This is a genomic window from Mesotoga sp. HF07.pep.5.2.highcov (assembly GCF_003666285.1).
Classification (GTDB): Bacteria; Thermotogota; Thermotogae; order Petrotogales; family Kosmotogaceae; genus Mesotoga; species Mesotoga prima.
This window is the reverse complement of sequence record NZ_JFHJ01000203.1, coordinates 1-20,255: the sequence shown is the minus strand read 5'-3', so window position 1 is coordinate 20,255 and position 20,255 is coordinate 1. Positions and strand designations below refer to the sequence as shown.

20 protein-coding genes, 1 tRNA gene and 1 pseudogene are annotated in these 20,255 nt (G+C 43.6%); 7 read left to right on the top strand and 15 right to left on the bottom strand.

The features are described 5' to 3' along the window. The 10 genes from tilS to BG32_RS04260 all read right to left on the bottom strand — a co-directional run. The coding region (tilS, locus tag BG32_RS04305) for a tRNA lysidine(34) synthetase TilS (protein WP_121526458.1) at nucleotides 1-1,333 on the bottom strand (1,333 nt) is incomplete at its 3' end. A gap of 42 nt (nucleotides 1,334-1,375) precedes the next feature. Further along, a tRNA-Thr gene (locus BG32_RS04300) sits at nucleotides 1,376-1,451 on the bottom strand. Nucleotides 1,452-1,495: 44 nt separating this feature from the next. Continuing rightward, complete coding sequence (rny, locus tag BG32_RS04295; RefSeq protein ID WP_121526457.1) at nucleotides 1,496-3,031, bottom strand: ribonuclease Y; 1,536 nt, start codon at nucleotides 3,029-3,031, stop codon at nucleotides 1,496-1,498. A gap of 54 nt (nucleotides 3,032-3,085) precedes the next feature. Then, nucleotides 3,086-3,523, bottom strand: coding sequence for a regulatory protein RecX (locus tag BG32_RS04290; RefSeq protein ID WP_014730228.1), 438 nt, complete (start codon nucleotides 3,521-3,523; stop codon nucleotides 3,086-3,088). Beyond that, nucleotides 3,523-4,572, bottom strand: a complete 1,050-nt coding sequence (gene recA, locus BG32_RS04285; RefSeq protein WP_014730227.1) for a recombinase RecA — start codon at nucleotides 4,570-4,572, stop codon at nucleotides 3,523-3,525. Before recA ends, BG32_RS04290 begins: the two co-directional genes overlap by 1 nt. Next, a complete protein-coding gene (gene thpR, locus BG32_RS04280; protein WP_014730226.1) occupies nucleotides 4,562-5,128 on the bottom strand; it encodes an RNA 2',3'-cyclic phosphodiesterase in 567 nt (188 codons plus the stop codon). The genes recA and thpR overlap by 11 nt, the downstream gene beginning before the upstream one ends. 1 nt (nucleotide 5,129) lies before the next feature. Continuing rightward, on the bottom strand, nucleotides 5,130-5,669 hold the full coding sequence (gene pgsA, locus BG32_RS04275; RefSeq protein ID WP_180274833.1) for a CDP-diacylglycerol--glycerol-3-phosphate 3-phosphatidyltransferase: 540 nt from the start codon (nucleotides 5,667-5,669) through the stop codon (nucleotides 5,130-5,132). Further along, entirely contained in the window at nucleotides 5,656-6,960 is a 1,305-nt protein-coding gene (rimO, locus tag BG32_RS04270) for a 30S ribosomal protein S12 methylthiotransferase RimO (protein WP_121526456.1), read from the bottom strand. Before rimO ends, pgsA begins: the two co-directional genes overlap by 14 nt. Continuing rightward, nucleotides 6,957-7,493, bottom strand: coding sequence for a DUF4416 family protein (locus BG32_RS04265; protein WP_099771857.1), 537 nt, complete (start codon nucleotides 7,491-7,493; stop codon nucleotides 6,957-6,959). The genes rimO and BG32_RS04265 overlap by 4 nt, the downstream gene beginning before the upstream one ends. Continuing rightward, nucleotides 7,493-7,828: a hypothetical protein gene (locus BG32_RS04260; RefSeq protein ID WP_099771856.1), complete on the bottom strand. Its 336-nt coding sequence runs from the start codon at nucleotides 7,826-7,828 to the stop codon at nucleotides 7,493-7,495. Before BG32_RS04260 ends, BG32_RS04265 begins: the two co-directional genes overlap by 1 nt. Before the next feature lie 146 nt (nucleotides 7,829-7,974). Here BG32_RS04260 and BG32_RS04255 point away from each other — a divergent pair, with 146 nt between their 5' ends. The 7 genes and pseudogenes from BG32_RS04255 to BG32_RS04225 all read left to right on the top strand — a co-directional run bounded on the left by BG32_RS04255 (nucleotide 7,975) and on the right by BG32_RS04225 (nucleotide 16,281). Next, entirely contained in the window at nucleotides 7,975-8,628 is a 654-nt protein-coding gene (locus BG32_RS04255) for a redox-sensing transcriptional repressor Rex (RefSeq protein ID WP_099771855.1), read from the top strand. Beyond that, the gene (udk, locus tag BG32_RS04250) at nucleotides 8,628-9,233 is read left to right on the top strand and encodes a uridine kinase (protein WP_099771854.1); all 606 of its coding nucleotides are present in this window, start codon (nucleotides 8,628-8,630) and stop codon (nucleotides 9,231-9,233) included. Before BG32_RS04255 ends, udk begins: the two co-directional genes overlap by 1 nt. A gap of 18 nt (nucleotides 9,234-9,251) precedes the next feature. Then, nucleotides 9,252-11,573 (top strand): hypothetical protein, encoded by a 2,322-nt coding sequence (locus tag BG32_RS04245; RefSeq protein ID WP_121526455.1) that lies wholly within the window; start codon nucleotides 9,252-9,254, stop codon nucleotides 11,571-11,573. Next, a complete protein-coding gene (locus tag BG32_RS04240; protein WP_099771852.1) occupies nucleotides 11,570-12,592 on the top strand; it encodes a BMP family protein in 1,023 nt (340 codons plus the stop codon). The genes BG32_RS04245 and BG32_RS04240 overlap by 4 nt, the downstream gene beginning before the upstream one ends. Before the next feature lie 140 nt (nucleotides 12,593-12,732). Next, nucleotides 12,733-14,274, top strand: coding sequence for an ABC transporter ATP-binding protein (locus tag BG32_RS04235; RefSeq protein ID WP_183084282.1), 1,542 nt, complete (start codon nucleotides 12,733-12,735; stop codon nucleotides 14,272-14,274). Then, nucleotides 14,271-15,326 carry an ABC transporter permease gene (locus tag BG32_RS04230; protein WP_121526453.1) on the top strand — a complete coding sequence of 352 codons (1,056 nt, stop codon included), beginning with the start codon at nucleotides 14,271-14,273 and terminating at the stop codon, nucleotides 15,324-15,326. Before BG32_RS04235 ends, BG32_RS04230 begins: the two co-directional genes overlap by 4 nt. Beyond that, a pseudogene (locus BG32_RS04225) lies at nucleotides 15,323-16,281 on the top strand (ABC transporter permease). The gene BG32_RS04230 and the pseudogene BG32_RS04225 overlap by 4 nt, the downstream one beginning before the upstream one ends. A gap of 33 nt (nucleotides 16,282-16,314) precedes the next feature. Here BG32_RS04225 and gltX read toward each other — a convergent pair. The 5 genes from gltX to BG32_RS04200 all read right to left on the bottom strand — a co-directional run. Continuing rightward, entirely contained in the window at nucleotides 16,315-17,763 is a 1,449-nt protein-coding gene (gene gltX, locus BG32_RS04220) for a glutamate--tRNA ligase (RefSeq protein WP_121526452.1), read from the bottom strand. Next, nucleotides 17,756-18,292, bottom strand: a complete 537-nt coding sequence (locus tag BG32_RS04215; RefSeq protein ID WP_121526451.1) for an NUDIX hydrolase — start codon at nucleotides 18,290-18,292, stop codon at nucleotides 17,756-17,758. The genes gltX and BG32_RS04215 overlap by 8 nt, the downstream gene beginning before the upstream one ends. A 1-nt stretch (nucleotide 18,293) precedes the next feature. Next, nucleotides 18,294-18,686 carry a cytidine deaminase gene (locus BG32_RS04210; RefSeq protein WP_121526450.1) on the bottom strand — a complete coding sequence of 131 codons (393 nt, stop codon included), beginning with the start codon at nucleotides 18,684-18,686 and terminating at the stop codon, nucleotides 18,294-18,296. After that, entirely contained in the window at nucleotides 18,640-20,007 is a 1,368-nt protein-coding gene (locus BG32_RS04205; RefSeq protein WP_121526449.1) for a hemolysin family protein, read from the bottom strand. Before BG32_RS04205 ends, BG32_RS04210 begins: the two co-directional genes overlap by 47 nt. Nucleotides 20,008-20,027: 20 nt before the next feature. After that, nucleotides 20,028-20,255: 23S rRNA (pseudouridine(1915)-N(3))-methyltransferase RlmH (locus tag BG32_RS04200; protein ID WP_147434822.1), on the bottom strand; the 228-nt coding region annotated here is incomplete at its 5' end.

Sequence of the window (20,255 nt, the reverse complement as noted above, 5' to 3'; positions counted from 1 at the left end):
ACTCGCTCGTGACAACACCCGGAATCCAGAGGATCTCTCCAAAAGCGTTTTCAAGAACCATTATCATACTCGAGAAGCCCTTAAGACCTTTGTTTGACAAAACATCTACCACTTTCTTTTCTCTCTTCATTCCAAAGGGTATAATCTTATCCTTGTCGTTCATCCTTCTAATACTCAACGGAAAGATAATTCGGGAATCTGAACATATACTTTTGAAAGCACCATCAAATTCACCGTAATTCTCACTTGAAATTCCCGCCTTGGATTCGACTTTGATTTGCCAGCCTTCAGCCTCATAGACAAAAGGAATGGATTCTATAAAACTTTTTTCATGCCCATGAAACTCAAGGGTTCCTCTGTAAAAAAACACATATTTGCCAATCCTGGAAGCTTTCACATTTTCTTTGAACTCAACTGTCCACCGACCTTCGTCTTTAGAGAAGAGATCAAAAAAGGCTAACGCACGCTCCCGAGAAGGAGGGTAGTTGTCAAAACTCATCATAGACACTATCTTTCTAACCAGCTCAAGAATGAGAGGTTTCTCTATCTCTCTCAGTTCAGAGAGCTTAGCGAAATATATCCCATCTGCCTTCCCAAATCTAGACATTAGCGTTTCAACCCTCGAATCAATTAACGAGTATCCATCATAGATATTTTCAAAGAACCTCCAAATTGCTTTGTTAAGCGCCGGGTTTATCTTTCTTAGTTCTGGTATGACCCGCAAACGCAGGAAATTGCGCTCAAAACCATCCTCAGCGTTGGTTTCATCCTCCATAAATGTAACCTTGTTAATTGTAACATAATCTATAATACGTTGCATATCGCTGAACAGCAGTGGCCTTATCAAATCGCCGTTCGATGGGCGCAACCCAATTACGCCTTTCATGCCTGTCCCCTTCACCAATCTCAATAAGGTATTCTCCACAAGATCATCTCGATTGTGGCCAAGAGCAATGCGGTCGGCTCCTATCATAGACTTCACGTCTCTCAAAAAACCGTATCTTACTTCCCTTGCAGCCGATTCAATTGATTCTCCCTTCTTCGTTCTCATGTATTCCCTCACATCGCGCTTTTCATGGAAAAAATCTATAAAGCGATCTTCACAGAACTGCTCAATCATTCTTGCCTCTTCTTGGGGTCCCTCTTCGCGAAGGCCATGGTTTAGGTTAGCCGCGAAAAGCTCTATCTTCAGTGTTGATTTCAAGTTGTTCAGAACATTTAAGAGAGCCATTGAATCCTTTCCACCGGAAACGGCAACAAGAATTCTCTGCCCTTCGCGTACGAGATCCCAATCTTTTACAAATCGAAGAACCTCTAACTCGAAGTTATCCATTTTTCCCACCACCAATAGTAATGCGCCCATAAAGGGCGCATCTGGAGCCAACGAAGGGACTTGAACCCCCAACCTGCTCATTACGAATGAGCCGCTCTACCGGTTGAGCTACGTTGGCACCTGGTTTCAATTTTATATCACTGCTTTTCCTATGTCAATCTTTCAGGAAGCATAAGAGACGCTTCTTCGCTCTCTTATTACAGTAACCTTTATAACACCGGGATATTCCAGTTCTTCTTCAATCTTCTTTGCTATATCAATGGCCATCTTTTCAGCAAGAAGATCGTCAACCTTTTCAGGTTCAACGATGACTCGAATTTCCCTCCCGGCTTGAATAGCGTAAGCCTTCTCTATGTGTTTGAACCCGGTGGCAATATTTTCGAGATTCTCCAGCCTCTTTATGTACATATCTAGCGACTCTCTTCTTGCTCCGGGCCTGGATGCCGAAACTGCGTCTGCCGCGGCTACCAGAACTGCCTCAGGAGTTAAAGCTTCTGTCTCACCATGGTGGTACTGAATCATATTCACCACGTGACTCTTTTCGCCGTATCTCTTTGCGATTTCTCCACCGATTATTGCGTGGGATCCTTCAACTTCGTGATCAATCGCTTTCCCGATATCGTGAAGAATTGCACCTCTCTTCACCTTATCGACGTTCAGTCCAAGTTCCGAGGCCATCAACGCCGCCAGATGCGCTACTTCGATCGAATGCTGCAAGACGTTCTGCCCGTAACTGGTCCTGAACTTCAGTCTACCGAGAAGTTTGACAAGCTCCGGATGCATAGAAGGAATTCCCACTTTCATTAACGCTTCCTGGCCGGCTTCCTTTATTTCATTGTAAATCTCTTTCTTGGATTTCTCGTACATTTCCTCGATTCTTGCCGGGTGAATTCTGCCATCTTCCACAAGTCTATCTAGAGTCATCTTGGCTATTGCTCTTCTCAGAGGATTGAAACAAGATACGACTACGACCTCAGGTGTGTCATCGATCACAAGATCTGAACCCGTTAGTTTTTCGAAGGCTCTGATATTTCTACCCTCTCTTCCAATGATCCTACCTTTCATTTCATCTGAGGGGAGACTAACAGTGCTTACTGTCACATCTCCTGTGTAGTCTGCAGCGTAACGCTGCACTGAATTCACGATTACCCATTTTGCGTAACGGGTTCCCTCTTCATCATAGTGATCTTTCAATTCCTTCAGCTTTTGAGCAAGATCATGTTCATATGTCTCTTCTGCTCTCTTCAGAACCATATTCCTCGCTTCCTCCATCGAAAGATCGGCCAAAGTGAAGAGCTTCTTTTCAGCTTCTTCTTTCATTTCTTCAACCTGAGCGCGCTCTAAATCAAGCTGCATTTTCATCTTTTCAATAGTTTCTTCCTTTTTGTCGATGTTGTCTTCTCTTCTCGAAATCCTGTCTTCCCATTGCTTCAGTTCCTCTCGATCTCTCTTGAAGTCCTTCTCCTGCTCTTCCCTAAGTCGATGGAGTTCTTCGCGCCCTTCAATGAGAGCCTTCTTCTTCAGATGATCTGCCTCTTCCTGAGCCCTTTTTATGATCGACTCTGAATCTTGCTTCGCCGATTTCTGCTGGAGTTGCAGCTCCTCCTTCGCCTTCTTCACGGCAGAGGGGGTGAATATAAAATAAGCCAGCGCTATCCCTGCTGCGAGGCCGGCTATTATACCAATCAAAAACATCATAGTTTCTCAACGCTGGTCCTTTCAATTTCAGTCGAGGAAACCAGCTCCCTCCCTTCATGATTTCTCATCAATTTCGTCAATTACTTCGTCTATTAACGAAGACGAAAATCCTTTTCTATAAAGTTTTCTTCGTATTTTATCAGCATCTGTCCTTTCTGCACTACCAATCGCAATTTTCGCAATCTCTTTCAAGTCGCAGTTTTCCAATTCCTTCTCAATTGAATCAGAGATAATCTCTTCCAAGATGCCCAGTTTGAAAAGCTCCTGTCTGATTCTGAATGGGCCCTTATGATGAACGTTCAGTCCATCGCTTACATAGAGTCTGGCAAAGACTCTGTCGTCTACTAGCTTTTGCTCTTCAAGTTTTTCAATGACCTCATCGACTTCTTCCTGAGAATAACCCTTTTTCAGTAGTTGGTCTTCTATCTCCTTTCTGGATCTCATCCTATACCTTATGTATCTAACTGCATCCTTCATTGGATCGGAAAGCACTATCCTTCCTCTTCCTTCTCCTCTTTTTTAGCTTCTAAGAGTGGCAAATTGTATTTTGCTCTAAGCCTGTTTTCTATTTCAAGAATCAATTCGGGATTCTCTTTCATGAATTCCACACCGTTTGACTTTCCCTGACCAAGACTTACCTCATTATTATCTTCCGAGATGTAGGTATACCAGGCGCCTTTCCTCTCTATCATGTTTTCTGAGAGCGCAAGATTGAAGAGCTCGTTTGCATGTTCAATACCCTGTCCATAGATTATGTCAACCTTCGCTTCTCGGAATGGAGGCGCAACTTTGTTCTTCACGACTTTTATCGTTGTCTCGTTTCCAAGGACCGTATTTCCTTCTCTTATCGCGCTCCCTCTTTTTATCTCAAGCCTTACTGAAGAGTAAAACTTAAGAGCTACTCCTCCAGTGGTGGTTTCAGGGTTCCCGTAAACTACCCCAATTTTCATTCTCGTCTGGTTAATGAAAATGACTATGCATTTGGACTTACTAACATTTCCGGAAATCTTTCTCAATGCCTGAGACATAAGACGGGCTTGGAGTCCGACTTGAAGTTCACCCATAGCCCCCTCAATCTCAGTTCTAGGGACCAGGGCAGCGACAGAATCTACTACAATTAGATCAACGGCATTTGATCTTATAAGACCATCGACGATATCGAGGGCCTGTTCCCCGTAGTCTGGCTGAGAAATAAGAAGATTGTCAACATCTACGCCGAGGTTCTGGGCATAGTGAATATCCAGCGCATGTTCGGCGTCGATAAAAGCAGCTATTCCACCGCGCTTCTGAACTTCTGCAATAGCATGCAAGGCAATGGTCGTCTTGCCACTTGACTCCGCACCATAGATCTCAACAACTCTACCTCTCGGGTATCCTCCAACCGTCAAAGCGATATCAACTGCAAGCGATCCAGTAGGGATAACTTCTATGCTTTTGTGTTCTTCCTTATCACCCATCAACATTACTGAACCCTTACCAAACTGTTTTTCAATGTCCTTTATTGCCCTTTCAAGTGCGTTCTTCTTATCCTTAGACAGCATGTTCAATCAGTCCTCCTTCAAAACTGCATGTGAAGACCTTCCTGTATGTTGCACCTTCCCTCGAAAGGATAGATTCGAATATTGTAACTTCTCCAACGGGGAAGATTATGCGCTCATTTTCAAGAGTGCTTAGAAACTTGCGCCACATGGGTGGACTAAACTTCATTCTTCCAACTGTTAGATGGGGTCTGAAATTCTCGTCGACAGGAAGACTTAACGCCTCAAGCACTACTCTTGTTTCTCTCTGGAGATTGACAAGATTTTGGTTCCGCTCGATTGCAACCCAGATTACTTTCGGCAGATCCTTGTGCTTGAAATAACCTATTCTACCCGTCTCCAAAGTAAAAGAAGGAAAGCCTCTTAATCTGCGAGAAAGCATCGACGCGAGCAAAGCAAGTTTCTCCAACTCAATGTTGTCAAGAAATGCGAGCGTGACATGAGCGTTTGCTCCAGGCACCCAGGATGCTTTGAATCCCATTCTTCTAAGCTTTTCCGATATACCGTCTATCATGGCCGGGACTCTCTCGCCGGTGTCAACTGCAATAAAAGAGCGCAATTTACTTTCCTCCCTTAAAGATATCAAGATTCTTAAGTAGGTAATTGCCCCCACTTAACGCCGTTATGATAGCAACAAGGATCTCGAACCAAACCATCAAACTCGCAGCGGGAAATTTCCAGAGCAAATTAGAGTAAAGAAGTATCAAGAGCGAAATTTGCGCCACGGTCTTGGCTTTGCCAAATATGTCCGCGGCAATTACTTTTCCCTTACTTGAAGCAACCATTCGAATCCCCGACACCAGTGTATCCCTGAATATGAGGATAAAGAGGAACCACAGACTGATCCTAGATAGCCCCATAAACCCTAAGAAAACCGACGTAACCAGTATCTTATCGGAGATCTGGTCAAGGAATTTTCCTAAATCCGTAACCAATCCACGTTTTCGCGCTATTCTGCCATCGAAGAAATCTGTCAAAGCAGCGACAACGAAAACAATAAACGAAAAATAGTGACCCACAACACTCCCGCTCATTAGCATCAGCAATGCAGGTATAGTAAGCAACATTCTGGATAAAGTTAAAATATTAGGCAAGTTCATCCAAGATAACACCTTCCATGTCATGTTCATAAGAATCAGTAATTCTCGCTTTAACAAAAACCCCATCCTCATTATGACCTTTAAGTACTACCACTCCGTCGACGTCTGGCGCACTGTTATAGGCTCTTCCAAGCGAATAACTTGAACCGCTTTCTTCAACAAGAACAGTCATTATCTGTCCTTTGAACTGGGAAAGCCTTCCGGCTGAAATTGTATCCTGTTCTTCAAGCAACGAATTGAGCATTTCCTTAGCTGCCTTTCTGCCGATCGTCCTCTTCAGGCCGAATGCCTGAGTCCCTTCTTCGCTGGAATAAACAAAGCCTCCAAGTCTATCGAATTTTACACTTCTCACAAAATCAAGGGTTTCATTGAATGTTGCTTCACTTTCACCGGGAAAACCAATCAGCAAGGTTGTTCTCAGAATAGCGTGAGGAGCCTTTTGTCTTATTCCAAACAGCAGCTCGCGCAACCGATCTGAATCCTTTATCCTCCCCATCTTCTTCAAGATCCTTGTGGAACCGCTTTGAACTGGAATATCAAAATAATCTACGACTTTTGACAGTGAGAGAATCGAATCGACAAGCTCGTTGTCAACGTGATCAGGATGAAGATAAAGAACCCTTATCCAGAAATCCCCATCAATATTGTTGAGCCTCTCAAGAAGGCTCTTGAGATCCGTTTTCTCGTTCAAGTCTTTTCCATATTGTGTACAATCCTGAGAAACGAGATCGATCTCCTTTACTCCTTTTCTTATGAGAGAAAGTGTCTCTTTCACTATACTATCTGGATTTCGACTTACCGACTTCCCCTTGAAATTAGGAATAGAACAAAAGGCGCAGTTTCTGTTACAACCATCTCCTATCTTCACATAAGCAGAATACTTACTGCTGACCACTCTACTGGAATAGTCGTATACTCCATCTGGCTCCTTCAAATAGAAGAATTCCCCATTTTCAATTAGATCTGCAAGAGTAAATGGACTTGTAACTCCTATAAGTCCATCTATCTCAGCAATTTCCGATTTTAGTTCATCAAAATATCGCTGCACAAGACACCCTACAGCTATTACCTTCAATCCGGGATTCTCTTGCTTAAGAGAAATGAATTTGAAGATTTCCTCCACACTCTCCTTTTTTGCTTCGTCAATAAAGCCGCAGGTGTCTATAATTATCAAATCCGCAACTGAAGCATCTTCAACTATCTCGTGTCCTCTATTAGCCATTATCCCCACGAAGTTGTCCATGTCAGCGATATTCTTTGAGCATCCCAGAGAAAGAACTCCGAGCTTCATAGCCTTTCCTTTCTCTTGAGAAGATACAACTCCCTGATTTTCATAAGCTCTTCTATGTATTCACGATCTTTGTAATTGGGATAAGTGTATGGAAGAGGTTTCAAAGAGCCATCGATAAACATAAGCGTAATTTCTGCATATATGCCGTCTCCAACATAAACACGATTTGCCCAGTGCTTCGTAGAGGCCAGCACGAACTGCGCATGATGAATGTAACCCGGATCCAGATTTACTTTTCGATTGCCCTCCAACGTGAAATGATCTTCTATCGCATTCGTCAATCTTTTTATCAGAGAAATCTGTTGTGGGTGAATAAGCCTTTTAAAGGAGATCAATTTTCCCCTCAAGCCATATCCCATTTCATCATTGTAATAAGATGTGTACCTATCAAAATCCAGAGCCTTTGAAATGTAGTCTGCTGGCCCAAATCTTTTCTCAAGAACAGGTTGAACCTCCTGCAATCTGTAATCTATATATGAACCGAAAACAAAGATTACGAGATTGACCATCTCCGTCTTTCGATAATTCCCCATCACTTTACACTCACTTTCACATGCGGAATACTCACATTGACTATCTTTCCGCCACCTCTTACAGTGTATCTTCCCGCTACTTCTTGCTCGACAATCACTTCGTCATTTCGCCCAATACTTAGCACCAAACTCTCCCCAGGTTGAAGAACGTATCCTTCATCATCCAGGAGAATCCTGATCGGTGTAGTATTATCATAAAAAGTTACCTCAAATTCAGCTGACCGCGATTCCTTCACATATCTAATAATGTACAAAGTTTCAAGAAAAAGGAAAAGAGATATGATCAGCATTAGTACTGATACGAACTGGCTTTTCAAGACAACTCTCTTTTCCATAGAATGTGCTCCAGTCTACATTATGAACATTCTAAAGGTAATTATAGCACGTAGCTGTCTCACATTTTTGAGTGGCTCAATCAAAGATGAACCGACGGTAACCATGATATAATTTTCGCAATGAAACTCCTGGAGGAAGATAGATAATGGACAGTAGAAAGATTCCCAAGCCCACGATCAAGAGACTTGCAATATTTCACAGATGCCTAGAGAACCTGGTGATCTCTGGGGTATCTAGCATATCTTCAAAAGACTTTGCCGACAGGCTAGGCATCAAAGCCAGTCAAGTCAGAAAAGACCTTTCATATTTTGGCGAGTTTGGCAAAAGGGGCGTAGGTTACAACACCGAGCTTCTTCTTGACAGCATAAGCGAGATACTGGGAATCAGAAAGAGGTGGAATACGTGTATAGTTGGAATGGGAAATCTAGGGATGGCGCTGGCCAACTATCCAGGCCTTTCCAAATCGGGATTCGTTGCAAAGGCATTGTTCGACAACAATCCTAACAAGATAGGAATGCCCATGCCAAATAACCTCGCGATTGAGTCCACGGCCAAATTGAAAGAAATAGTCAAAAGTCGGAATATTGAAATCGGTGTGATTACCGTTCCGGCAAGCGCGGCGCAAAGTACCGCCGATCTGCTAACGGAGGCAGGTATAAAGGGCATAGTAAATTTTGCGCCAATAAGAATTTCTTTACCTCAGGGGATCATAAACGAAGAGATAGATATTTCGGCTTCTTTCCGGTCACTTGCTTTTAGCATGACTTATGGATCTTCAAAGAAAGGAATAAAGCATTAATGATCCTCGTTTCAATAATTGGCGGCAGCGGGGCAGGAAAGACGTCGGTGACAAATATGATCTTCAATCATTTCATGGAGCGAGCTGCGGTTCTTTCTATGGATGACTATTATAAGAATCTCGATCCAGGCACCGATCCAAGAGAATTCAACTTTGACTCCCCTAGGGCCTTTGATTTTGAGCTTTTCGAAGAGCATCTGAGATCCGTTAAAGAGAACAAAAGCATTATGGTTCCTGTCTATAGTATGGTGACCTATAGGCGTGAGTCTGGAATATGTAGAAAGTTCATACCTAAACCGCTGATTATTGTCGAAGGACTTTTGGTAATGTTCAAGAAAGAAATGAGGGATCTCTTCGATTTTTCGATCTACATAGATGCACCGGCTGATGAAAGGCTAATTAGAAGAATTGAACGGGATACAAAGGAACGAGGGAGATCAATAGAGAGCATAATCGAACAATACAGAAAATTTGTCGCCCCCTCTTTCGAGAGTTTCATAGAACCGCAAAAATACTTTTGTGATATAGTTTTACCTGACGGGGCCGCAAATACTACCGGTCTCAATGTGATAATCAATGCTATTGAGAATATGTTAAACAAGTGATCGGGCTGGAGGTGTGAAGTGCCAAAGAGATTACTCTCGGTCATTGTGTTTCTGGCGATCGCCATTCTTTCCTTTTCTTTTAGCCAGAAAGTTATTATCGAAGATTTCAAGGCCTACGTAGAAGACTACAATAAGGAAGAGCCAAGTCTTCCAAAAGTTCTGAAGCTGATTGAAGATCTCGATTATTTGTCTGTCTACAGACTTTACAAACTTCAGATGGTCGGGAGCATAGAAAAGAAGGAAAGTTCTACAACTATTGCCGGACTTCTTACCAGGCATATTGAAGCATTCGATGAAAGTGAGTTTCGTGATATCGATGACAGAATCGCCTACAGTGCCTTTCTCGCCTGGGTCCTTACTGATATTTCTGGAAAGCCTTTTGAAATACATACACTCAATGAAATGCCGGCTTACCTTGAGGTCTTCAATACATACTCCTCAAGAGTACGTGAAATGGCCGGAGAAGTCTACAAAGAATGGATCGCTTTTTCTCTGGGCCTAATAGAAACCAAACCCGATTTATTTCCTGACGAACTTCTGGTGACGGATTCCTTTTCTCCCTATAGTTTAGAAGCTGATGCACCATATGATTCAGAAAAAGAAATTCTAAGCCTTTCAAACAGAAGTGTAATTGATGCGCTTAATTCAGCAATTTCGACCATAAGCAACAAAGAATATAGCATTAGCTCGCTCGTCGATGAGGAGGTCAACAGATTAGCAGTTCAAACTGCGATGGATCTTTCACAGGTAGGTAATGCAGAAATTATGTCTTTGGGAAGAGAACTTTTCAGACTTTGGCTTCTTAGATCAATTGGATTGATTGATAACGCCCCATTTTATCCTGAATCCGTTGAGATAAGAGTTAAGGACATCCCGGGATTAGAGATTGGTTCCATACCTGAAGACTCCTACTTTCAGGATTTGATGGATGTTCTTGAGGAGAATCAAGAATTAAGATCTCAAATAGTAGAGAAGATCCAGATGGGAGCCCAGCTTTTATCTATAAAACAGTTTACTCCTACGGGTCTAATAGAAAGCGACATCGAAAGCGAGGTAAGGAAGATCGTTCCGATTCAGGCAAACATAATGGGAGGAATAAGGAACGAGCTTTCAAAGAGCCTAGTTTCAAGTATTGATAAACGTATCGATCTCTGGTGGTTAAGAGTATTGGCCTATGCACTGATTACCATTTTAGGATTCACAGTTGTTCCTGCTATGAGAAAGTATGTTATTGGAATAATAATAATCCTGGAAACGCTTTATATCTTCTTCATCGGAGAGATAACCACGGGCATATTTGATTTGTCGCTTCATTCAGTTGTTGCTCTGCCAGCCTTTGCTTTCGTGTTCTTACTTACTGTTGCAGCCGCATTCAATAGAAGAAAAAGGAGTAGGATACTTATTCTGAAACTCCTTCTCCTTTTCTTGATAGCATTACTGCCATTCATGAACCTTCTCAACGAACAGCCTGAACTCCTTATGGACAGCTTTGAAGGATTCTATGATTCCGTTTACTATTCAACTTTGAAAAATGATGTCTTTCTTGCGCCGGAATCGATGATTAGCCTTCAAACAAGAGACTTAAACTCACTTGTTTCAAGTGAATTGAATAGCTTTAAGAGAGTCTTGAGAGTAATCATCCCGAACAAGATGAACTCTTTCTCAACGGCTGCTAAAATGAGTTTTAGTGTCGACTCAAACGGAAGGCTTAGAGTGGCTGCACCGGCATTCAGTGAATATATGTCAATTGAAAATCAGAATACTTATGTCTCTGAATTAGAAGGCCTTACAAAAGATATAGAAGGTTTCATTCGCGACAGCGAAAGAAATCGTAAAGGTTACGAAGCTGCCTTATCAACTTTAATCGCAACTTCGGAGAGGATTGTTAGTTTCGCAGGTAGTAGAATGAGAGAGGATTTCTCTAATTCACTGGAAACGGAGCTTCAGTCGAAGCCGGAACTCGAAGTCGCCCTTGATGATTACCATGAAAAGATGGCCCCTCTTCTGAATGACGCCCCTTCTTCAGTTCCAGTTAAGGTTTACAGAGTTCCCGAATTTGCATCGCTTGTCGTGGCTCTTCTCTTGCTCTCAATTACATTGTTCGTTGTGCGAAAACCGGTTATGTCCTTCATCAATCTTGCAGTGATCACGGCTTATTTCTTAATCGTTCTGTCGGGTATCGATACTCTAAATCTCTTTGTTCAAGGCGGATCTCCAATGCTAAGAATATCTATTGATCCCTCAGTAAACGCTTTGTTTTTGACAGTTTTTGCGGGTATAATTGCATTATCAGTTCTTTGGATCTTACTATCTCATAAGAAAGGGAGTGTTGTTGAATGAAACTAAGACTTTTGTTGGTGTTCTCACTTATTCTAATGTTTGCTCTCCCGGTAATGGCTATGAAGGTAATCATGGTTACAGACGTCGGAGGACTTGGTGACAAGTCTTTTAACGACGGCACGTGGGAAGGAATAGTAAAGGCCTCTGATTTTCTCGGACTGGAGAGAGAAGTAGTCCAGTCGAAAGAGCAGGCCGACTACATTCCAAATCTGTCTAATGCCGCCAAGGAAGCAGACATTATTTTTGGAGTAGGCTTCATGATGGCCGATGCGCTTTACAAGGTTGCTCCTCAGTTCCCGGACACTTACTTCATTGGAATCGACATCGATCCGATCGAGAACATGCCCAACAACGTTGCAACTTATCTTTTCAAAGAACAGGAAGGGGCTTTCCTAGTTGGCTACGTTGTTGCAGCGATGACGAAAACAAACATGGTAGGTTTTGTCGGTGGTCTCCCAATTCCTCCGGTCGAAAGGTTCCGCTATGGCTATGAAGCTGGAATCAGAGTTTACGAAGAACTCCATGGAAAGACCATAAGCATGCTTCAGGGATATACGATGGACTTCAACGATCCGAAGAAGGGAAAGGACCTTGCCATCGCTCAGTTCGCAGAAGGCGCGGATATTGTCTTCCATGCCGCAGGGGCCTGTGGAAATGGAGTCATCGAGGCCGCAGCTGAGAAGGGTGAGGGCTTCTTCGCAGTTGGTGTCGATGTCGATCAGGATTACATGGCTCCTGGAAGAGTTCTTACAAGCTCAGTTAAGAGAGTCGACATGGCTTCTTATCAGGCCGTCATGAGTATTGCTCTGGGAACATTCGAACCTGGAGCAAAGACACTGGGTATAAAGGATGAAGGCGTGGGCATAAGCCCTATGACCTATACCAAGGATATAGTAGGACCGACTATCCTTTCTCATGTCGAGTTCCTGAAGGGTCTAATAAAAGCCGGAACGCTAGTTGTTCCTGATACTCAGGAAAAACTTGACGCTTTCGTTGTCCCAGAAATAACCCTTCCTTAATGGAAGCTCTTCACACAACCGTGTGATATCAAAGATCGGGAGAGTAAACTCTCCCGATCTTTCGTATCATGTACGATGGAGGTGGGCGTGTGGACCTGGATTACGTTGAAAACCTCGATCTCTCTGGTATTGCAGTAGCCATGAAAGGCATAGTGAAGCAATTCCCTTCTGTTTTGGCCAATGATCATGTGAATTTTGAAGTCAGAAAGGCCGAGATTCACGCACTTGTCGGTGAAAACGGTGCTGGAAAAACCACCCTGATGAACCAGCTTTATGGCCTTTATACCCCTGATGAAGGGGAGGTTTTTATTAACGGTAGAAAGACGATAATCAACGGGCCGAAAGATGCCATAGATATGGGAATAGGAATGGTTCACCAGCATTTCATGCTTGTAGACAATCAAACGGTAGCCGAAAATGTCGTCTTAGGATCTGAACCTAGGCGAGGACCCTTGAAGCTATTCATGGACTCCGGCAGGGCAAGAAAGATAGTAATAGAGCTCTCGAAAAAATACGGCTTGGCCGTCGATGTCGATGCATATATCGAAGACATTCCAGTTGGCATGCAACAAAGAGTTGAGATCCTTAAGATCCTTTATAGGGGTGCAGAGATCTTGATTTTCGATGAACCAACTGCGGTTCTTACCCCTCAAGAAACAGAGGAACTTTTCAAAATACTCCGTGTTCTTAAGGAAAACGGCAAGACAATAGTCTTCATTACTCACAAATTGAATGAGGTAATGGCTATTACTGACAGAGTTACGGTCATGAGATTGGGAAAGGTGACCGGTCAAGTCAATACTAAAGACACTAATCCAAGACAACTCGCCAATATGATGGTTGGCAGGGAGGTCCTCCTCAGAGTTGAAAAAGAAGAGAAAAAGGCAGGGGAGACCGTTTTGGAGATAAAAGATCTCCACGTAAAGGATAACAGAAATCTCGACACCGTAAATGGCGTGTCCTTCGTAGTTCGTCGGGGCGAGATAGTAGGTATCGCCGGCGTCGCGGGAAATGGCCAGACGGAACTAGTTGAAGCAATTACTGGACTTAGAAAGGTTGAAAAGGGAAGAATTTTCCTCAATGGAGAAGATCTGACAAATCATACAGCTCTTGAGATTAGAGAGGCCGGAATGACACACATCCCTGAAGATCGACACAAAAGGGGCATGATAATGCAATATCCCGTCTATTATAACCTCATACTGGGGAAGCAGGATGAGGAACCATTTTCCCAAGAGGGCTTCATAAATTTGAAAGCTGTCAAGACCTTCGCAAGTGATGTTGTTGAGACTTTTGATATAAGGCCAAAGAATATAAACATGATCACTGGAAATCTCTCCGGAGGGAACCAACAGAAGGTTGTAGTGGGCCGCGAGATCAGCATAGTACCCATTGAACCCAAAGTGGTTGTAGTCTCTCAGCCAACAAGAGGGCTTGATATTGGTGCGATAGAGTTCATTCATAAAACGCTGATATCTATGCGGGACAAAGGCATCGCTTTGCTATTGATTTCAATGGAACTCGATGAGATCTTTTCTCTTTCAGACAGAATACTTGTCTTCTACGAAGGTCAGATAATGGGAGAAGTGGCTCCGCATGAAGTTAATAGAGAGGAGATTGGCCTTATGATGGCGGGCCATAAGAAGACCGAAGTCGTCAGGGCACGGAGTGATGAATCATGAACACGGGCAAAATATATGCTTTACTAGTTCCTATCGTCTCCGTTTTGATAGCTCTCCTAATCGCCTCCATAATTATCATCATGATCGGAAAGAATCCAGTAACAGCTTACGCGATAATGCTTGATGGAGCCTTTGGCAGCCAGGAAGCTATAGCAGACACTATAATGAAGATGACGCCTCTGATCCTTACCGGTCTCGCCGTAGGTTTTGGATTCAGAGCAGGTGTCTTTAACATAGGTGCTGAAGGTCAGATGACAATGGGCGCTCTTATAGGCGCAGTGGTCGCTATGAACATCGGTGGAATTCCGTCAATTATAGCGATCCCTCTTTCTATTCTCGCGGGAATGCTTGCAGGAGCTTTTTGGGCTTCAATTGCCGGATTTCTCAAAGCCTTCACCGGTGCCCACGAAGTAATCTCAACGATTATGCTGAACTGGATTGCTTCTAACTTGGCATCTTATATGGTAACTGGGCCTCTCGCCGTGGGCTCCGGAACTCCAAAGAGTCCTGAGATTGCGGAGGCGTCGAAACTTCCTGTGATCTTGAAGGTTCAAGCGACTGAACTCAGCATCGGAATTTTCATTGCTGTTGCTGTTGCAATAATCATGTATATCTTGATTGAAAAGACTACAACAGGCTATAAGCTGAAGGCAGTCGGATTCAACCCTCATGCTGCAGAGTATGGAGGTATAAGCATCAGGAAGAGCATAATTCTTACTATGGCGATAAGTGGCGCTCTGGCAGGAATGGCAGGAATTGTCGATCTTATTGGTGTTCCGCCTCATCGATTCGTTGGAGAACTCACTGGAGGAAGAGGCTTTGATGGAATAACGATTGCGCTTATAGGAAGAAACAACCCGATTGGAATAATCTTCGCTGCTCTTCTTATAGCTGCCCTAAGAACCGGTTCAAATGCGATGCAAATTCGAGCTCAGATTCCAAACGACATTGTTTCGATAATTCAAGGTATAGTGATATTCCTCGTGGCAGCCGAAAGAATAGTATCAACGCTGATTTCCTGGAAGCGAAAGAAAGGAGTGACTGCAATATGAGCTGGATCGAAGCGATCTTTGCAATTCTGGTCAACCCCTTGTTCTATAAACTAACGCTGCTCTCTGCGACTCCTTTAATCTTTGCTGCTCTCGGAGGAACATATAGTGAAATCACGGGAGTTACTAACATTGCGCTCGAAGGCATCATGCTAATGGGAGCCTTTACTTCGATAGTTTTCACTCTAATAACCGGAAATGCCTGGCTCGGGGTTCTGATGGCAGTAATTATCGGTACTGGCTTTACTTGGTTCCATGCGTGGGCAAGTATAAGGTGGTCTGCCAACCAGATTGTAAGTGCTACCGCTCTTGTAATAATTGCACAAGGCACAACTTCATTCTTGATGATTCCTATCTTTGGTAACGAGGGTCAAACAGACTTCATAGGCCGGGTGCCATATCTTGATGCTGGCTGGCTAAGTGAGATTCCCTTTATCGGAGATATTTTTGGTTCTATGAGCCCCTTTACTTACCTAGCCATTATCGCGGTAATCGCCAGCTGGTTCTTGATGTACAAGACTCCCCTTGGGCTTAGAATGAGAGCTGTCGGAGAAAACCCCGAAGCTGCCGATACTCTTGGAATAAACGTTTTCAAGATCAGATATTTCGGTGTTCTTATGAGTGGCGTTTTTGCAAGCCTAGCCGGAGCCTTTCTTTCAGTCGGAGAGCTTGGAAGATTCGTCGAAAATATGATTCACGGAAGAGGGTTTATTGCGCTTGCCGCGATGATACTGGGTAACTGGAATCCCGTTGGAGCCATGTGGGCCGCAATTCTCTTTGGCGCTGCGGAAGCATGAATCTTCAGTTACAGAGCAGCTCTATAGTCTCTGTTTCGGCCAGCGTAAAACCTCTTTTCAATATGCTTCCGTTTGTGGTTACGCTGATAGTAGTCGGAGGATTCATTGGGAAGACACGGTCTCCAGCAGCTTCCGGTACACCTTATGAAAAGGAATCATGACAAACAAAAAGAGGCCTTGATTGGCCTCTTTGTCTATATAGAGTTGAGTGCTCGCTGGAGTCTGTTGAGAGTCTTGTTCCTTCCCAAGAGAAAAATAATGTCTACTAATTCGGGCCCCTCTTCGACAGATGTGAGTATCCTTCTCAGGGTCATATAGAAAGCCTTTCTGTCCGGTTTCAGATCTTTGAGAATGCCTCTTATTGCCCCAATTATTTCATCGTTGTTCCATGAGTCAAGATACTCAACTCGATCTTTGAAAGCTTCTAAAGCTTTATAAACACCCTTTTCAACATCGTTTGAAGGAGCGAAAACAGTCACCTGAGGGTCTTCGAAATATAGCCTCATCTTATCCGGTATTTCGGAGAGTGTTTCCACACCCTTTCGAACGGAATCAACGGCTCTTTTCAGCCATTTCCTATTGGCAACGGCGTCTTCTGCATCCATTAATTTCGATTGAATAATGAAGGGGACTGCCAAATCGGTTATCCTTTCAAGATCAGATTCGCGAATGTAAACCCCGTTCATCCACTTGGCTTTCGTCTCATCAAATATTGCAGCGCTTGTGTTGACCCTTTCAATGGAGAAACTCTCTACAATCTCTTCGTGATTCAGAATCTCTTTGCCGTCCGGGTGTGACCAGCCAAGCAGTGTAAGGAAATTGAAGAAGGCCTCAGGCAAAAAGCCCCTGTCCCTGAACTGCTCAACCGAGGTGTCGCCATGTCTTTTACTTAGTTTCTTTCCATCAGGTCCAAGGATCATCGAAACATGGGCAAAGGAGGGTATTGGAGCTCCAAAGGCTTCATAGAGCGCGAGTTGCCTTAGAGTATTGGAAAGATGGTCGTCTCCCCGTATCACGTGCGAGATCTCCATTGTGATGTCGTCCGCCACTACAGCGAAGTTATAGATAGGTTGGCCGTTGGAGCGCATAATCACGAAATCTCCAATTGCCCCCTCCTTAAAGACTACTTCACCCTTTATCAAATCTGGGAGCCTGTACTCTTTCCGAGGCATCTTGAAAAAAACGACAGGTCTCAATCCTTTGGATTCGAACTCAGAGATTCTTTCGTTAGTGTTGAAGACCTTAAGCATCTCTTGATCATAGTGTGGCGCCTTCCCTTCTGATAGCAATTTGTCATGCAGTTCCTCTATCTCTTCAGGATAAGCATGGACTTCGTAAGCCTGTCCCCTTTGGAGCAAATCCCCGATCATTTCCCTGTAAACTGGACCTCTCTCACTTTGTCTGTAGGGGCCAAAAGCGCCACCGACATCTGGACCCTCATCCCATGTTATACCAAGCCACAGAAGCGACTCCATTAGCTGATCCTCAAATTCCTTGGTGGATCTGGAAATATCGGTGTCTTCGACACGGAGAACAAGCTTTCCACCGTAGTGCCTTGCAAACAAGTAGTTAAACAGCGCAGTTCTAGCTCCTCCAACATGGAGGTATCCGGTTGGGCTTGGAGCAAATCTAACTCTAATCATACTTATCACTTTCCCTTCCAGCAAAAGCGAGCAAAATACCAGAAACTGTCTTGCTATCGGTAATTTGACCACCAATTATCATGTCTAAAACCTCTTTAGAATCAATTAGAACCGGCTCAACAAATTCCCCCTCATCGGGGCAAGGCTCCTGAGACTTCTCTACTTCAGCAACATATATGTGAATTATCTCATCAGAAAAGCCCGGAGAGGTTTCTATTGTAATCAATTTGTGCAGAAATCTTGGTACGTAGCCAGTTTCCTCAAGCAACTCTCTTCTAGCACAATCTTCAGGTCTCTCGCCCGGATCAAGCTTTCCAGCCGGTATTTCAAGCATGTACTTCTGAACCGGAAATCGGAACTGCCTTACAAGAAGCAACTGCTCACTGACAAATGCGACAATCGCGACGGCCCCGGGATGCCTAACCACCTCTCTGAGAGCTACGCTTCCATCCTGCAAAATGACTGTATGTCTTTCAAGCCCCAGAATTCTTCCTGAAAAAATCCTCTCTTCTCCAACTGAACGCTCCATTTCACTTCTCCATCTCAAAATGCATCGGCAGCAACTCAAATGTAGTTGTTCTCTTAATATTTCCTTCTCCTACTAATATCACTTCAAAGTTCCCAAATTCCACCATAAACTGCCTGCAGGCTCCACAAGGAGAAGTCGGCTCCTTCCTGTCACTTACTATAGCTATACTTCTGAACTTCCTGTACCCATTTGAAACAGCCGAAACGATGGCCGACCTCTCTGCGCACATAGATAGTCCGTATGAACTGTTTTCAACATTGGTTCCTACGAAAACTCGGCCTTCTTTGGTAAGTAGAGCCGCACCAACGGGAAATTTCGAGTAAGGGGAGTATGATCGCTCCTTAGCCTCAATAGCTTTCTGTATTAGTGCCTTCTCCTCCAATCTGTCTATCATCAACGCTCCTCCTGTCTACAATCAGCCTGATTTTCTCAACTTTGTTCTTTCCTGCAGCAAGAATTTCGAAAGTGAATCCGTCTACGATAATCTTTTCTCCCACTTCCGGAAATCTCTCAAGAACTTCCAGCAGGTAACCGCCAATTGTCTCGAACTCCGTTTCAGGAAATGGCTGTTCCAGTTCTCTCTCAATATCGTTTATCGGAGTCATTCCATCAACTATGTATTCTCTTTCTCCCAATCTCTCTATCATTATCTCTTCAGACTCTTCATCATATTCGTCCAGTATTTCACCCGTAAGCTCTTCGATGACATCTTCCATGGTAATGATACCAGCAGTTCCTCCATACTCATCTATAACAACTGCAAGATGATTCTTCTTCTCTTTGAACTCTCTAAGAAGATCGTCAACCTTCTTCGTCTCAGGAACAAAATATGGATACCTCATAATCTCTTCGACACGAATCGTCTGGAGCACATCGTTGTCCTTTCTGTCGAGAATGAAGTTCAGAAGATCTTTAGCATAGCAAACACCCACAATCCTATCGATATTCTCCCTGTAGATCGGATATCTAGAGTATCCTTCGGATTGCACGAGTTCCATCAGATCTATCAACGGTTGTTCTTCCTCAAGAGCAACGATTTCGACTCTGGGCGTCATGATCTCTTTCACCGATATATCTTTCAGCTCCAGAGTTCTCTTCATAATCATTCTCTCTTCCGACTGAAGAACCCCTTCCTTATGCCCCGCATCTACTGCAGATTTTATTTCGTCTTCAGTTATGAAAGGTACGAATTCGGCCTTTTTCCCACCGATAATTACTATAAAGAAACCCGAAATCCGCAATAATAACCACAATATTGGTTTCAAGACAATCGTGATTGCCGATATAAAGGTGATTGTTCTTCTGAATAAACGCTCGGAATTCTCACGCGCATAGATTTTGGGTGTGATTTCTCCAAAGATGAGAATGAGAAAGGTCATAATGCCCGTCACTAACGCTGCGGCAACTCCAGCCGAGTTATCTGGAAGAAGCTGCAATGCAAGCAAGGTTGCAAGTGACGAAGACAGTATGTTGACAACATTGTTCATTACCAGAATTGCTGTGAGAACTGAATTCGGGTTTTGAACAAAAAACTTCACCGACTTGCTGAATCGCTTTTCTTTGCTATCGACAAGATCACGTAGTTTTAATTTACCCATTGACATAAGAGCAGTTTCTGTTCCAGAGAAGACACCCGAAAGATAAAGAAGAAAGCCAAGCAATAACAGATTCAATAAAATCGATACAGGATCCCCGCTACTAGTAGGGTCTTCCACTTCTGATTTGCACCTCCAGATCAATAATGATACGGTCTGTTGCCCAGGATCGCAAATGCCCGAAAAAGCTGCTCCAATAGGATAAGAACAGCCATTTCGTGAGTAAAGGTCATCCTTGACAAAGACAGTTTCTGCCAGCCCTTAGAGAGGACCTCATTACTGAAACCTAAAGGTCCTCCTACAAAGAAAGACAGATTGCTTACACCTATATTTTGCCATTTTTCAAGCATTCGTGCAAACTCCTGCGA